At 60.0% G+C, this 15,332-nt stretch carries 9 protein-coding genes; 2 read left to right on the forward strand and 7 right to left on the reverse strand.

Going from position 1 to position 15,332, the window contains the following annotated elements; genetic code table 11:
• The first annotated feature begins 167 nt into the window (after window positions 1-167).
• The gene (locus AACY19_RS01955) at window positions 168-674 is read left to right on the forward strand and encodes a peptidylprolyl isomerase (RefSeq protein ID WP_339447404.1); all 507 of its coding nucleotides are present in this window, start codon (window positions 168-170) and stop codon (window positions 672-674) included.
• The gene (gene lpxH / locus AACY19_RS01960) at window positions 671-1,423 is read left to right on the forward strand and encodes a UDP-2,3-diacylglucosamine diphosphatase (protein WP_339447406.1); all 753 of its coding nucleotides are present in this window, start codon (window positions 671-673) and stop codon (window positions 1,421-1,423) included. Before AACY19_RS01955 ends, lpxH begins: the two co-directional genes overlap by 4 nt.
• Before the next feature lie 284 nt (window positions 1,424-1,707).
• Here lpxH and AACY19_RS01965 read toward each other — a convergent pair whose 3' ends face one another.
• The 7 genes from AACY19_RS01965 to AACY19_RS01995 form a co-directional block, all read right to left on the reverse strand.
• On the reverse strand, window positions 1,708-4,554 hold the full coding sequence (locus AACY19_RS01965; protein WP_339447408.1) for an Ig-like domain-containing protein: 2,847 nt from the start codon (window positions 4,552-4,554) through the stop codon (window positions 1,708-1,710).
• Between the two features lie 329 nt (window positions 4,555-4,883).
• Window positions 4,884-6,413 (reverse strand): DHA2 family efflux MFS transporter permease subunit, encoded by a 1,530-nt coding sequence (locus AACY19_RS01970; RefSeq protein ID WP_339447410.1) that lies wholly within the window; start codon window positions 6,411-6,413, stop codon window positions 4,884-4,886.
• Between the two features lie 51 nt (window positions 6,414-6,464).
• The gene (locus AACY19_RS01975) at window positions 6,465-7,667 is read right to left on the reverse strand and encodes an HlyD family secretion protein (protein ID WP_339447412.1); all 1,203 of its coding nucleotides are present in this window, start codon (window positions 7,665-7,667) and stop codon (window positions 6,465-6,467) included.
• Between the two features lie 15 nt (window positions 7,668-7,682).
• Window positions 7,683-9,152 carry an efflux transporter outer membrane subunit gene (locus AACY19_RS01980; protein ID WP_339447414.1) on the reverse strand — a complete coding sequence of 490 codons (1,470 nt, stop codon included), beginning with the start codon at window positions 9,150-9,152 and terminating at the stop codon, window positions 7,683-7,685.
• Entirely contained in the window at window positions 9,142-9,624 is a 483-nt protein-coding gene (locus AACY19_RS01985; RefSeq protein ID WP_339447416.1) for a MarR family winged helix-turn-helix transcriptional regulator, read from the reverse strand. Before AACY19_RS01985 ends, AACY19_RS01980 begins: the two co-directional genes overlap by 11 nt.
• Window positions 9,625-9,889: 265 nt before the next feature.
• Complete coding sequence (locus tag AACY19_RS01990) at window positions 9,890-13,564, reverse strand: translocation/assembly module TamB domain-containing protein (RefSeq protein WP_339447418.1); 3,675 nt, start codon at window positions 13,562-13,564, stop codon at window positions 9,890-9,892.
• Window positions 13,561-15,288, reverse strand: coding sequence for an autotransporter assembly complex protein TamA (locus AACY19_RS01995; protein ID WP_339447420.1), 1,728 nt, complete (start codon window positions 15,286-15,288; stop codon window positions 13,561-13,563). The genes AACY19_RS01990 and AACY19_RS01995 overlap by 4 nt, the downstream gene beginning before the upstream one ends.
• Window positions 15,289-15,332 lie beyond the last annotated feature (44 nt).

Genomic DNA, 15,332 nt, shown 5'->3' on the forward strand with positions numbered 1-15,332 from the left:
ATAAAGGAGTGCATTTAATCGCCGGGATGTGAAAAACAACCTCGAAATTCGCGCCTGTCACGCTAAACTGCGCACCTTGGCCGAAGCAGGCTGAACCGGTTTCGGGACTCAGTGTCCGAAAACCACGAATTCCTTATAAAACGCTTCATTGAAAAAGAGCACCGATCATGACTCAAGTCAAACTGACCACCAATCATGGCGACATCGTCATCGAACTGGACGCGGAAAAAGCGCCGATCACCGTTGCCAACTTCCTCGAATACGTTGAAAGCGGTCACTACGAGAACGTGGTATTCCACCGCGTGATCAAGGGCTTCATGATCCAGGGCGGCGGTTTCGAGCCTGGCATGCAGGAAAAGAAAGACAAGCGCCCGAGCATCCAGAACGAAGCCGACAATGGCCTGAAGAACGAGAAGTACACCCTGGCCATGGCCCGCACCCCGGACCCGCATTCGGCCTCGGCGCAGTTCTTCATCAACGCCACCAACAACAGCTTCCTCAACCACACCGCCAAGACCGCTCAGGGCTGGGGTTATGCCGTGTTCGGTAAAGTCGTTGCGGGCACTGAAGTAGTCGACAAGATCGAAGGCGTTGCCACCACCTCCAAGGCCGGTCACCAGGACGTGCCGAAAGACGACGTGATCATCGAGAAAGCCGAGATCATCAAAGCGTGATATTGCTGATTTCAGACTTGCATCTGGAAGAGGAGCGCCCGGACATTACCCGGGCGTTTCTGGATTTGCTCGTTGGACGCGCCCGCTCGGCGAGTGCGCTGTACATTCTCGGCGACTTCTTCGAGGCGTGGATTGGCGACGACGCCATGACCCCCTTTCAACGCTCCATCTGCCAGGCCCTGCGCCAATTGAGCGACAGCGGCACGGCGATTTTTCTGATGCACGGCAATCGCGACTTCATGCTCGGCAAGGCCTTCTGCAAGCAGGCCGGCTGTACGTTGTTGAAGGACCCGAGTGTCGTGCAGTTTTATGGCGAGCCGGTGCTGTTGATGCACGGCGACAGCCTGTGCACCCGCGACGTCGGCTACATGAAGCTGCGGCGTTACCTGCGCAATCCGGTCACCCTGTTCATCCTGCGCCATCTGCCGCTGAGCAGCCGCCACAAACTGGCGCGCAAGCTGCGCAGCGAGAGCAAGGCGCAGACGCGGATGAAGGCTAACGACATCGTCGATGTCACGCCGGAGGAGGTTCCGCGGATCATGCAGGAATTCGGCGTGAAAACCCTGATTCACGGCCACACCCATCGTCCGGCGATTCACAAGCTGCAACTCGGTGAGCAGGCGGCGAAGCGGATCGTGCTGGGGGACTGGGATCGTCAGGGTTGGGCGTTGCAGGTGGACGAGAGCGGGTACGCCCTGGCGCCGTTCGACTTTGCCCCGCCGCCGGCCCTGCCCGCTCCGATTGTCTAAAGCAGACACAAAAAACCTGGAGTGTAACGCTGTTCACTTAAGCCGAAGACCGAAAGTTTTTGATCTTGGTATTGAGGCGAAGCCCAAGAAAAACGGCGCTTTCCCATTTTGGGGTAAGCGCCTTTTTTCCTTAAGTGAACAGCATTACGCATCACTGCGGGCCTTCTTTTATAGCGGTGGAAGAGTGTTGTTAACCCGCCACCAACACCCGAATCGCTTCCAGTCGCAGCGCCACCTTGTCGAGCACAACCAGTATTTCTGGGAGTGGTTGTGGGTTGTTTTCTCTATTTCAGGTAGATCGTGCCGAGGTGGTATTGGTACCCCTCGTCCCACGTGGTGTACGGGACCCATCTCTGGGTGGTCACCCATTGATAGCAGTCACAAACGCCGTTGCTGTTGTCTGGTCCTATAAGCAATTTGTAATGTGGAAGTGTGGGGCGGTCAGTTGTGAATTTTGCCATGCGAGGATCGAGCGCAAGAGGGAAACGGCGGCCTCCCTGGCCCGCGATGAAGTTGGTAACGCCGCGAGCACTCCTGTGGTTGCCAACGACCAGTTCCTCGACCCCAGAGCATGCAACCTCAAATGACCCGGTATTACCTTGACTGTCCCGAACTGTAATAGTCGCCGTCCCGTTGCCTTGGCTTCTGACCCTGCCTGAGCCATCAACGGACGCTATGGCTTCGTTGGACGAGCGGTACGTGTATGGGGGGCGGCCGCCTGTTCCTGGGCGATTGGCTGCGGTGCCTGGAAGGTCGACTCCAGATAGTCGTAGCAAGGTTGATCTCGTAACCAAATTAGGCCCGGACAGAGTGAGTCGTGATGGGTCGACGATACGCAACTGTTCTACGGTCACTTTCCAGACTGTCGACACGGTGCTTGATCCATACCACGCTTTGGCCGTGAACTCATGTGTTACAAAGGTCAGCCCCGTGACTGTTAAAGTCCAGGCGCCGCTAGCATCGGCTCTGACCTTGTCTTTGGAGATCGCTCCATCAAAAATCTCGACCTCAAGAAATGCATTGGCCGTTCCCCTCAGACGCACGCTGGTATCTGAAGTGGTTCCCCCATTGGCAATCGCCCCACCTTTGGAATCATGCATGGCGGTGATGTTCGGCACCTGGCCTTGTACTGATGTAAGGCGCCGCACATTCGAAGGTGGCATGCTTGCGTACTGGCCCACTGCTTTGATGCTGTGCTGCACGTTAAGCGCCAAACTGCTCAGTGTGATTGTCCAGATCGAGTTGGTACCGGCCCTGGCCTTACCCATGGGGACGGTTCCGACGAAGACTTCCACCTCCTGACCGCGGGGCGCGCTGCCGGTGACGGTGATGCTGTCGTGGACCGTGTAGCCCATATCGGGGATTTCCCAATTGCTGGCATCTTTCACCGAGGTAATGGTGGGGCTCGTGGCCGCCACCACATTCACCACCCTTGCGGCCGACTCCGCCCCGCTGCCATACAATGCCTTGACCGTATAACGGTGATCCCCTTGCGCCTGGCCCGCCAGGGTATGGGTCCAGTCACCAGTGGCGGGAACCGTAACCGTGGCCTTCACCACGCCTTTGTCCCGTAGCTCGATCTTCTGCCCTGCGCTCGCCTTGCCACTGAACACGAACTCGGTTTCGGTGGTGAAGCCATTGTTGAGAACTTCGACGCCGCTGGGCAAGCCTTTGACCGAAACGAGGGTCGGCGCTACGAGTGCTGCCGCCCTGATTGTATAAACCCGATCCGGAAACACCACGGCATTGGCCAAAACATTGCTTTGATCCATCGCCACCTTGAATTTGAGCGTCAGTAAAGTCCCGTGCCCGAGTACCTTCAGGAAGCTGATGAGCAGAGCCTTGGGCCAGTAACCCTGGCTAAGCCACGTGTCATTGACTTTGGAGGTTCCGCCATTCCAGACCGGCAGGTTATGCGCCGTGCCGTCGGCTTTTTTCCCCTCCAGCGTCAACCAGACCTGTTGGCCGGTTGCGATCAGCGTCCAGAGCAAGCCGTGAAGGGTGGCGTTTTGCATGTTGAGTTTGGTGACGTCCAGGAAGTTGTTCGCATCGGCCTCCACAATCTTGGGCGGGATCAGGGCAGTCGCCGGCAGTGGCAGAATGTTCAGCGTCAATATCAGTGACAAATAGGTTTGGCCCTCTCGCAGGACGCTATACCAGACCGTGACGGGTTTGCCGAGGCTGTAGGCCAGCACCGACCTAGGGACGGCAATTTCCAGCCCGGCGCTGACCAGCCGTAGCGGGCTGGTGTAGGAACCTGCCGGTGCATTGGTTGCGCCTTTCCAGGTCACACTTAACTGGTCGTTGTCCCGTAATGCTCCCCGGGGCACCAGCACCCTGATTTCCGGCAGGGAGGGGCTGAAATTATTGCCGGTCATGCCCTGTACCGTCGGAGCGGGCCGATCAAAACGCTTAAGGTGAATATCCAGCCGCTTCTCGGGCGATTTGCTTCGGTTGCCCAATTGGTCGATGACATAGAACTCGGCCACCGCACTGGGGTTGTCATCCGCTTTCTCAAAGGCGTCCGTGAACAATGTTCGGGACACCGGTGCCGGTGCATCGGGAACGTCGAATCTGATCGTCGTATCGCCCAGCCAAAATTCGATGCGGTCGAAAGGCCGTCGGTTGTTATAGATAAACCCGAACACCACACCTAGCGCCGCACGTATGGCGTCAACTCCCTCTTTGAGGACATCGGGCGGAATCACCAGATCCAGGCTATCCGGAAGCCGCAGGTGATACAGCACAGTTAAGTCCCGGGAGGTTTCGGAGTTTCCACTGGGGCGGGTAACGATGTAATACAGCCGGTTGACGCCATGATTCAACCTTCCGTGCGGCAGGTACAAACGGATGCGCTGCTCCTCCTCACCCGGCGCGACGGTCTTGCCCGCTACAGAAGTGGGATCGTCGTTGACATACAAGTCAACGCGATCATCGACCGCCATTGTCCAGGAAGTAAGCCCGAACAATGGGTCAATCCAACATTCAAGGCCCTGCGACTGGCCGTCGTAAATGGCCTTGGGAATCCCGCCATGGGCAAGGCCCGCTGGTTTCACCGAGGACACCCAGCCTGGGATGATCACGGGATACAGCACAAACAATTCGTTCAATTCAGCGGACTGAATATCCATGGCTCTCTCCTGGAATGACGGGGCTGGTAGCGTTGGAGGCTCAGGGCTCATCACATACCGTTCGGGAGAGACTGGCTACTGTCAGATCTGACAGGTAAATGGAGGTTTTTGACGAGCGGTCGAGCCTCTGCGGATGCAGGACGGGGATAGTAATTGCGTCTGGCACTTCCCGTAGTAGCGAGGCTTGCCCGAGAAGGGGGGCGCGGTTTAACGGAGTGACCGTGTTGTTGTTCTTCGCGGGCTCACTCCTGCAGAGGTTGTTGTTTCAACCCGAATCTTCAGAAAGCAAGAAGGCCCGCATCACTCCTACACATTGATCGCGTTGCAAATCAGTGACCGCTGGCCGCAGGCCCTGCCTTGGCAGCAAACGGCGGTTTCGCCAGCCACACGATCAGAATCAAGCCCATAAAGCCCCAGCCCAGCAACGTGAAGTAATCCACGGTGGAGAGCATGTACGCCTGGCTGGTCAGGATCTGATCCATCTGCGCGTAAGCCGATTGGCTCGCTCCGCCCAGCGAATGCAAGGTCTCGCGGGTTGCCGGTTCGAAGGTGCTGATGCTTTCGCTCATGTACGCATGATGCTGATCCGCACGGCGAATCCAGATCCACGTGGTCAGGGATGCGGCGAAGCTGCCGCCCAACGTCCGCAGGAACGTCGCCAGCCCCGCGCCGTCGGCGATCTGGTTCGGTGGCAGGTCGGACATCAGGATGCTCAGCGTCGGCATGAAGAACAGCGCCACACCAATACCCATGAACAACTGCACCAGCGCAATGTGCTGGAAATCCACTTCATTGGTGAATCCGGCGCGCATGAAGCAGCTCAAGCCAATCGCCAGAAACGCCAGCCCGGCCAGCAAACGCAGGTCGAACTTGTTGGCGTACTTGCCGACAAACGGCGACAGCAGCACCGGCAGAATGCCGATTGGCGCCACGGCCAGGCCGGCCCAGGTTGCGGTGTAACCCATTTGCGTCTGCAGCCACTGCGGCAGGATCAGGTTGATGCCGAAGAACCCGGCATAACCCAACACCAGCACCAGCGTACCGATGCGGAAGTTGCGGTAGGCGAACAGCCTCAGGTTGACCACCGGATGCTGATCAGTCATCTCCCAGATGACGAACACCGCCAGCGCGATCACCGAAATTGCTGCGCCGATGATGATGAAGTTCGACTCGAACCAGTCCAGGTCATTGCCCTTGTCGAGGATCACCTGCAACGCGCCGACACCAATGATCAGCGTGATCAGACCGACGTAATCCATCGGCTGACGGCTGGTTTCCACCGGACGTTTGGCCAGTTGCGAACGCACCACCATCACCGCAAAGATGCCGATGGGCACGTTGATGAAGAAGATCCACGGCCAGCTGTAACTGTCGGTGATCCAGCCACCGAGAATGGGGCCTGCAATCGGCGCAACCACCGTGACCATCGCCAGTAGCGCCAGGGCCATGCCTCGCTTGGCGGGCGGATACACCGCGATCAACAGGGTTTGCGTCATCGGGTACAGCGGTCCGGCGACCAGACCTTGCAGCACGCGAAAGCCGATCAGTTCCGGCATCGAGGTCGAGATACCGCAGAGAAACGAGGCCAGCACGAACAGAATGGTGGCCCACAAAAACAGCTTCACCTCGCCGAAACGGCGGCTGAGCCAACCCGTCAGCGGCAACGCAATCGCGTTGCTCACAGCGAACGAGGTGATCACCCAGGTGCCCTGCTCCGAACTCACCCCGAGGTTGCCGGAAATGGTCGGCAGCGCCACGTTAGCGATGGTGGTGTCGAGCACTTGCATGAACGTCGCCAGCGACAGGCCGATGGTGCTGAGCAACAGGCTGGGCGGCGTGAAAGAGGCGTTATTGCTCATTGTGAATCCTATGAAGCCGGGTTGACGCCTTGCCCCTGTGGGAGTGGCGAATCAGCGTTGCGCGGTTTTGCTCACCGCGGCGCTGTTGTCGTGGATCAGCTGCGCAATCATCGCGTCAGCTTCGGCCAATTGGCGGTCGTAGACGTTGGTAGTGAACGAGGCTTTCTGCGGTGACTGCTGCGCCAGTACCGGGCCGCTCTGGTCGTGCAGGTTCACTTCAACCGTGGTCGACAGACCGACGCGCAACGGGTGCCTGGCCAGTTCTTCAGCGTTAATGTGAATCCGCACCGGCACACGCTGAACGATCTTGATCCAGTTACCCGTGGCGTTCTGCGCAGGCAACAGAGCAAACGCGCTGCCAGTTCCGGCGCCGAGGCTGTCGACGGTGCCGCTGTACTTCACGTCGCTGCCATAGATGTCGGATTCGATATCGACCGGCTGCCCGATGCGCATGTCACGCAGTTGGGTTTCCTTGAAGTTGGCGTCGATCCACAGTTGATCCAGCGGAATCACCGCCATCAACGCTGTACCCGGTTGCACACGCTGACCGAGTTGCACGGTGCGTTTGGCCACATAACCGGTGACTGGCGCGATCAAGGTGCTGCGGGCATTGGTCAGGTAAGCCTGACGCAGATCGGCCGCGGCCGACATCACGTCCGGGTGCGACGAGACCACAGTGTCATCGACCAGCGCGCTGGAGGTTTTCAATTGCTGTCTGGCGTTGGCCAGGGCGTTTTGCGCCGAGGTCAGGTCATCGCGCGCGTGGGACAGTTCTTCCTGGGAAATCGCCCCGCCCTGCGCCAGGTTTTTCCGGCGGTTGTAGTTGTCCTGCGCCTTCTGTACTTCGGCCTGCTGCGCGTTGACCTGGGCTTTCATGCCGTCAACGTTGCTGTACAAGCCGCGCACCTGACGCACAGTGCGCGCCAGTTTCGCCTTGGCACTTTGCAGACCGACTTCGGCGTCGTTCGGGTCGAAGTTGACCAGCACCTGACCTTCGTGAACCAGATCGCCGTCATCAGCACCGATGCTGACCACGGTGCCGGTTACCAGCGGCGTGATTTCGACGACATTGCCGTTGACGTAGGCGTCGTCGGTGCTTTCGTTGAAGCGTCCGATGAATTCGTGATACGCCCAGACGCCGGCGCAGGCGAGCGCCACCACAACGGCGAGCACCAGCAGCATCACTTTGCGTTTGCGCGGGTTGCCGGCGTCCGGGGTATTGGCTTGAGCTTGAGTGTTTTCGGCAGTGGCCATGACAAATACCTTGAATTAGTTGTGCGACGTGGCTGGGGTGGCGTTGGCTGCGGTCAGGGTTTCACCCTGGAAGCCGCCGCCCAGCGCTTGCATCAGTTGAATCGACAGGTCGATCTGCTCGGCATTGAGGTTGGCCAACTGACGTTGGGCCTGCAGCAATTGCTGCTCGATGCTGAGCACGTCCAGGTAGTTGCCGATGCCGGAACCGTAACGCTGGACGACGGTGTTGTAAGAATCCTGGGCAATCTCGGTGGCGTGCTGCTGCGCACCGATCTGCCGACCGATGTCACGCAACTGGTTGATCGTGTCGCTGACATCGCCCAGTGCCTTCACCAGACTTTTGTTGTACTGCGCCACCGCCAGATCGTAATCGGCGTCGCGCGCATCGAGGTTGGCGCGCAAACGTCCGCCGTCGAAGATCGGCACCGAAATGGTCGGCGCAATGTTGAAGAAGCGACTGGCCGAGCCGAACATCGCGTCGCCCAACAAGGATTCGGCGCCGGCCGAGGCCGTGAGGTTCAAGTTGGGATAGAAGCGGGTTTTCGCCGAGTCGATGTCTTTGCTCGCCGCTTCGACGCGCCAGCGCGCAGCGACCAGATCCGGGCGACGGCCGAGCAATTCCGCCGGCAGCACCGAGGGTACGGCCACGGCGCTGGCTTGCAGGACTTTCGGTCGGGCGATTTCGTTGCCGCGATCCGGGCCTTTGCCGAGCAAAACGGCCAAAGCGATCTTGGCGCTGTTCAGGCGTTTTTCCGCGTCGATCAGGCTGGCTTCGGAACTGGCTTCCAGACTCTGGGTTTGCTGGAACTGGTACTGGCTGTCGATCCCGGAGCTCAGGCGACGCTGGCTCAGGTCGAGCATTTGTTTGGTGCGCTTGAGGTCTTCGTTCGCCAGGTCATACACGATGTGCGCCTGACCCAGATCGCTGTAAGCACGGGCGACATCGGCGGCGAGAGTCAGCTGTGCAGCCTGACGGTCGACTTCAGCGGCGCGGGCCTGACCGAGTGCGGCTTCCCAGGCGTCACGCTGACCGCCCCAGAGGTCGAAGTTGTAATTGAAACCGGCGCTGACGTTGCGCACGGTGGCGTAGGCGTCGCCCTGCCCCCGCGGGTCCTGATCCTTCGCCAGACGCGAACGGCTGATGCCGGCGCTGGCGTCGAGGGTCGGATAGCGTTCGGCATCGGCGGCATACGCGGCGGCGCTGGCCTGATGCGCGCGGGCTTCAGCGATCTGCATGTCCGGGCTGTCGTGCAGCGCTTCACGGATCAGACCGTCGAGTTGCGGGTCGCCGAGGCGGGTCCACCAGTCGCTTTTCGGCCACGCGGCCGGCGACAGGGTCACACCGCTCAGCGACTGGCCGACTTTCAGGCTTTTCGCATCAAGATTCTGGCCTTGGGTGTCGAGGCCGCTGTAATTGGCGCAACCGGCGAGGATCATCGCCGACAGCACCAGGGTCAGGCTGCTGCGCAAGGTTTTACCGCTCATTGTGTTCACCTAACCGCTGGATCGTGATCGGGTCACCGGCTGCCAGCAGAATTTTCTTGAGGATGTATTCCAGGGTCTTCAACTCGTCCGGCGTGACGGCACCGGCCAGTTCATTCATCGCGTCGGCGCCGATGTGCGGCAGGCGATCAGCCAGTTGCTGGCCTTGCCCGGTCAGTTTCAGCTGCACCTGACGGCGGTCGCCTTCGCTGCGATGGCGAGCGAGAAAGCCTTTCTGCTCCAGACGATCAAGCATGCGTGTCATCGAACCGCTGTCGAGCGACAGGTGCCGGCACAGCTCGGCCGGGGTATCGACGCCATACTGGGCCATGATGATCAACACCTTGAACTGCGCGGCGGTGATGCCGTGGGGTTCCATGTGGGTGTCGATGATCCGGTCTTTCAGCAACGCGGCACGGCCAAGCAACAGGCCGAGATGGCAATGTTTGAATTCGTCCGGGGTGAAATGCTTCATTTGCTCACCTAATAACTGCCTAGGCAGTGAATGTATGTCGAGATGTTACTGCCTAGGCAGCGAATGTCAACGTAATAGTTAGGGGGCTTGGTAATTAGTTGACCAGTGGAGTGGGTTTTTGCGGCGCGCAGGCGCACGCCATCGCTGGCAGGCCAGCTCCCACAGGGTCCGTGTCGTGCACGATATTCATGTACGCCAGAGAAACCTGTGGGAGCTGGCTTGCCAGCGATTGCAGCGACCCGATTTCGGGGGGAAGGAACGCGCCTTAGAAATCGCGTTTGTAGAAGATATCCAGCGAACTCGCGACGCCACTCGCCACCTCGACATACACCTTCTTGCTCAGCTTGTACCGCAGCGCAATGGTACTGGCCGGCTCAAACACGCCAACGCCATAACGCAAACTGAGTTTCTCGGAGATGTTGCCGCTGGCGACCACACTGGTGGTGTTACCGCTGCCCTGGGTGTCGAGCTGGAAGTCCTGAATCCCCAGATCCTTGGCAAGATTGCTGGTGACCCCGGAACTGCCCATCAAGCCAAGCCCCAACGCCGCTTGCGCGAGCATGTTGTTGTCTTCGCCGCTGGTGCTCAGCGGGCGGCCGAGCACCAGATAGGACAACGCCTGCTCCTGGCTCATCGCCGGTTCGGAGAAGATCTGCGTGGTCGGCTGCTCGGCGCTGCCGCTCAAGCGAATACCGGCGATCACGTCGTCGGTCTGGCGAATCGCTTCGATGTCCAGATACGGCTGATCGATCGGGCCGGCGAACAGCAGACGCGCACGCCGCACTTGCAGGCGCTGGCCGTAGGCACTGTAGCGGCCATCGTTGAGCCACAGCTCGCCACGGGTGTCCATGTTGTCGCCGATGTGCACATGACCTTGCACGTTGGCGGTCAGGCCAAAACCGGCGAAGGCCAGTTTGTCGTCGCCGACCACCACGTCGATGTCCATTTTCATCGCCATCGGCGGCTTGCCCTCTTCGGTCTGCGCGCCAACGATGATCGTGTCGTCGGAGACTTTCACCGTCGAGGGTGGCAATTCGCGCACGGTGATTTCGCCCTTCGGCACCTGGACTTTACCGGCGATTTTCAGCTCGTCGCCGGCCATGGAGATTTTCAGGTCCGGCGCCACTTCCAGCTTGGCGTAGGGCTCGACCGTGACCGGCAATTGCGTGCCTTTCAATGCAAGATCGACCACCAGCGCCTGACCCCAGGTGACGTTGCCATTGAGACTGCCCTGCCCGCTCTTGCCGCTTTTCCAGCCGCCGTCGAGGCGCACCGATTCACCGGCGATCAGAGCGGTGAGTTGCAGATTCTGCAGCTCCATCGGCAACTCGGCGCCGGACACTTCGCCGTCGGTCAGTTGCACCGTGCCGTTGACCAACGGCGCCAGCAGACCGCCGGAAATCGTGCCGCTGCCATTCAGACGCCCAGTGAGTTTCTCGACCATCGGCACAAACGGCCGCGCCACCGACAAGTCGAGCCCGGTCAGGCGGAACGAGCCGCTCAACGGTTTGTTTTTCGGCAGTGGATTGAGCTGCGCCTGCACCATCAACTCACCCAGTTTGCCGCCGACGAAGTTGAGCTCGGTGTCGACGCGCTTCGGCGTCAGTTTGCTGGTCAGCTTGAGTGTCTGGTACGGGAAATCCAGCCACTGCTCCTTTTCCTTCATGCGCAAAGTGCCGCCGCTGGCGTCGATGCTGACCACGCCGTTGGGGCCGCTGGCGGGCAGATCCAGTTGCAGGTCGGCGTTGAGTTTGCCCTGCCAGGCGAAGTCTTTCGGCAGCCATTGCGCCAGGCTTTCAATCGGGAACTGCTTGAGGTGATAACGCAGTTTCGGCTCTGGCATCAGGCGTTGATCTTCGCCACACAGGCTGGCACTGCCGGATACCCAGCAATGCGCGCCGAAATTGATTTTGCCGTCCGCCAGACGTTCGAGTCTGGCCGGATTTTGCAGTTTCCAGTCCTGGCCGCCGGCCTGAATGTTGCCGCTGGCCAAACGCCCGCGCCAGTTGCCCTTGTCCAGATTGCCGTCCAGACCGAGGGCCAGTTTCAACTGCGGGCCGATCAGGTCGAGGTTGAGTTTCTGGTTTTTGATATCGCCCTGAGCGCTGGCGGTCAGCGTGCCCAGTGAGGTGTCGCCGGCGTGAATGCCGCTGCCCTTCAAATCGATCTTCGCCCGTTGCGCGCTGTCGAGCGTCGCGTCGAGGTTGAGGCTTTGCAGGCGATTGTCCTGAAAGACCAGTTGCGAACCTTGCAGACCGAGCTTTCCCTGCGGCGCTTTCAACGTGCCGGCGACGTTGACCTGGCCGTTGACCTGCCCGCGCAGTTGCGGCCAGAGCTGGGCCAGTCGCGGCAACTTGATGTCGATCTGCCCGGCAAGTTTCTGTTGCAGGCTGCCTTTACCGCTGATGCTGTTGTCGCCGAGGCGGATTTGCAAGGCATTCAGGTTCCATTGCTCGCCAGCGCCGTCCGCCTTGGCTTGCAGGATGGCCGGTTGTCCGCGCAGTTTGCCTTTGAGGTCGAGATCAGCGGTGAGGCTCAGACGTTCGTTCTTCATTTCGCCTGTGCTTTTCAGCGGCCCGGCCAGGGTGCCCGGCAACTCGGCGACCCAATATGCCGGGTTCAGCGCCGACAGATCCAGCGCCGTGTCCCAGGCGATGCCGTTGGCGAACTTTACGTTGACGTGACCTTGCGCCTTGCCCTGCCCGGCTTCCATTGTCAGTTGCGGCAAGGCGATCTGTTCAAGACTGCCGCTGAACGGACTGCTCAGGGTAAACGCGCCCGCCGGGCCGTCGAGGGCGGCAGCGAAGTTACCGAGGTACTGACCGTCGGTGTAGGAGACTTCGCCAGTGAAAGTACGCAAGGCGACTTGTGGCTCGTCGATTTCGTTATAGAGCCGGTGCCACGGAAAGTCCTGCCAATTGATGTTGGCTTGGGCGCTGAGGCCTTTGCTCCAGTCGACGCTGCCCGTGAGTTTCAGGCTTTGTTTGTCGTTGGCGGTCAGATCGAGGCCGGCGATCTGCGCGCCGCTGGCGTCGACCTTGCCTTTGAGCAAAAGCGCCACCGGGCCTTTGTCGGCGGGCAGCGTGGCATTGCCGTTGAGCTGATAACCGTTTTTCAGATCGCCTTCACCGGTCAGCACCAGTTGATTGAGTTGCAGGGTGTCCGGCAGATCGGCGCTCGGCTTGAACGCCTCGGCAGTGATGCGCACCTTGGCCGGCAGGTTTTCCACCAGGGGTTGCAACTCGCCGCTCAACTCGCCGTCGAGGTAGCCACGGCTGTCGGCGTGCAGGTTGAGGGTTTTCAACAGATCACCGTCAATCTTCAACGCCAGCGCCCATGGATCGCTGCCCGGCGACGGCAACGTCAGGTCACCGGCAATGTTCAGCGGCCAGTTGCCGGTCGGCGCGAGTGTGCCGGACAGGTTCAGGCTGAGGTCGTCGCGCTGCAGTTTCACGCTGTCGATCTGCAGGCCTTGGGCCGTCCAGTGCGCCGCCAATTGCAAGCCCTTGAGTTGCTCGCTGCCGTTGAACAACACGCTGCCGACTTGCACGTCACCCAATTCGATAGCCACCGGCAATTGCAGATCCGGCAGTTTGATCGGGCCACTCTCGGTGGTCTCTTCACTCGGCGGGAATTGCAGGATCACCTGATCAGCCTTGAGCTGTTCGATGCACAGGGTCATGCGCGTCAAGCATAGCGGCGACCAGGCAAAGATTGCCTGGTTCAGCTCGACACGGCTGCTGTCCTGCTGCCACAGCAGATGATCGGCGCTCCACTGCCCGCCGAGGCGGCCCTGGAAATTTTCCACCGTCAGCCCGGGCACAAGGCCCAGCACCCAACGGCTGCCGGCCTGCGTCCCAAGAACGGCGGCGACACTCAAAACAATCAACAAGACCAGCGCCAGCAGCGTCAGTGCCGTTATTTTCAAACCACGCTTCACAGCTCAGGCCCCATGGAAAAGTGCAGCCGGATGCCGCCATCGTCGTCGAGTGCGTGGGCCAGGTCGAGGCGGATCGGCCCCACCGGCGAAACCCAGCGCACACCAATGCCGACCCCGGTCTTGAGGTTCGGCAGTTCGAGTTTGTTGAAGGAGTTGCCCTGATCGACGAATGTCGCCACGCGCCATTTTTCGGCGACCGAGTATTGATACTCGACGCTGCCGGCGATCATGTAGCGGCCGCCGATACGGTCGCCGTCGGAGTTTTTCGGCGACAGGCTCTGGTAGTCGTAGCCGCGAACGCTCTGATCGCCACCGGCAAAGAACCGCAGCGACGGCGGAATCGAGTTGTAGCCGTTGGTGGCGCTGCCGCCGACCTGCACGCGACCGAGCAAGCGGTGTTTGTCGAACACCGTGGTCAGCCCTTTGACCAGCGCCGTGCCATATAAAAGGTTGTTGTCCGAGCCGAGGCCTTCCTTCGCCACTTTGCTTTCGAAGCTCAGGCGATAGCCGTTGTGCGGGTCGATGCGGTTGTCGCTTTTGAGGTACGAGTAACTGATGCCGGGCATCAGCAAGGTGCTCAGGCCGGAATCGTCGCCGAGTTCATATTCTTCGCGCTGCCATTTCAGCGAGATCACCCGCTGCCAGCCGCTTGGCAATTTGCTGTGCCATTCCGGGCCGAACGTCAGCAGTTTGCTCAAGGTGTCCGAGCCGTCAATGTCTTCGAATTGATAACCGCCGGCCCAGCGCAATTTGTCGGTCAATGGCGGGTCGAGGGGAATGTCGTAGAACAGCCCGACGTTTTGTCGCGGCGCTGATAGTTCCGCTTCCCAACCATAGCTGTCGCCCTGCGGGTTGACCCAGTGGCGGGTCCAGTTGGCTTTGACGCGCGGGCCGACGTCGGTCGAGTAACCGAGGCCCAGGCCCATGGTTCGTGGTTTGCGCGTGTCGAGTTTGACGTCCACCGGGATCACGTCGTTTTTCGCCGCAGTCGGTGCAGCGTCGACGCGCACGCCTTCGAAATAGCCGCTCGATTGCAGGTCACGATTGAGTTCGGCGATCAGCTCGGAGTCGTATGGCTCGCCTTCCTTGAACGGCACCATGCGCTGCAGCAGGTCTTCGTCGAACGGTGTGTCGCCTTCGAAGCTGACTTTGCCCAACGCATAACGCGGACCGCTGTCGTAGATCAATTCAATGTCGGCCACTCCGGCGCGCGGGTCGACCAACAGTTTCTGGCTGGTGAAATGACCATTGAAGAAGCCGAAGCGCGAGGCCTGATTCTGAATAAGTCGTTTGGCGTCTTCGTAACGGCCATGGTTGAGCACCGCGCCGGACTGGAGCGCGTCGCTTTTCGGTACACGAAAGGATTTGAGGGATGCCGCCGGGCCGTCGACCCGAATGGTGACGTTGCGCAGGCGAATCGGCTCGCCGGGATCGATCTTCAACACCAGGCGCGGTTTGTCGCCGCCCTTGACGTCACTTTCGATCTGCGGCTGGTAATAACCCAAAGCCTGGGCGGCTTTGCGCGCCTGCTCTTCGGCACCGCGACTGAAGCGCAGCAAGGCGTCTTCGTCACGATCCCCGAGGCCGCCGATATAGCCTTCTATATTGGCCTTGAGTTGGTCGTTGGACGGTTTGATCCGCACATCCAATTCACTTTGCGCCAGCGCCGCGCAGCTGGTTAACAGCACGAGCACGCCACTGGTAAATCTTCCTGGAAACTTCATAGGCGCGGATGCTATCACGGGCTTGGGAGCGTGATAGAACAGGA

It is taken from the genome of Pseudomonas sp. EA_5y_Pfl2_R50 (genome assembly GCF_963970475.1).
Classification (GTDB): Bacteria; Pseudomonadota; Gammaproteobacteria; order Pseudomonadales; family Pseudomonadaceae; genus Aquipseudomonas.

Excerpts from the sequence above, each read along its gene's own strand:
- AACY19_RS01965 (WP_339447408.1), bottom strand. The coding sequence starts at position 4,554 with ATGGATATTCAGTCCGCTGAATTGAACGAATTGTTTGTGCTGTATCCC.
- AACY19_RS01970 (WP_339447410.1), bottom strand. The coding sequence starts at position 6,413 with ATGAGCAATAACGCCTCTTTCACGCCGCCCAGCCTGTTGCTCAGCACC.
- AACY19_RS01985 (WP_339447416.1), bottom strand. The coding sequence starts at position 9,624 with ATGAAGCATTTCACCCCGGACGAATTCAAACATTGCCATCTCGGCCTG.
- AACY19_RS01995 (WP_339447420.1), bottom strand. The coding sequence starts at position 15,288 with ATGAAGTTTCCAGGAAGATTTACCAGTGGCGTGCTCGTGCTGTTAACC.
- AACY19_RS01980 (WP_339447414.1), bottom strand. The coding sequence starts at position 9,152 with ATGAGCGGTAAAACCTTGCGCAGCAGCCTGACCCTGGTGCTGTCGGCG.
- AACY19_RS01975 (WP_339447412.1), bottom strand. The coding sequence starts at position 7,667 with ATGGCCACTGCCGAAAACACTCAAGCTCAAGCCAATACCCCGGACGCC.
- AACY19_RS01955 (WP_339447404.1), top strand. The coding sequence starts at position 168 with ATGACTCAAGTCAAACTGACCACCAATCATGGCGACATCGTCATCGAA.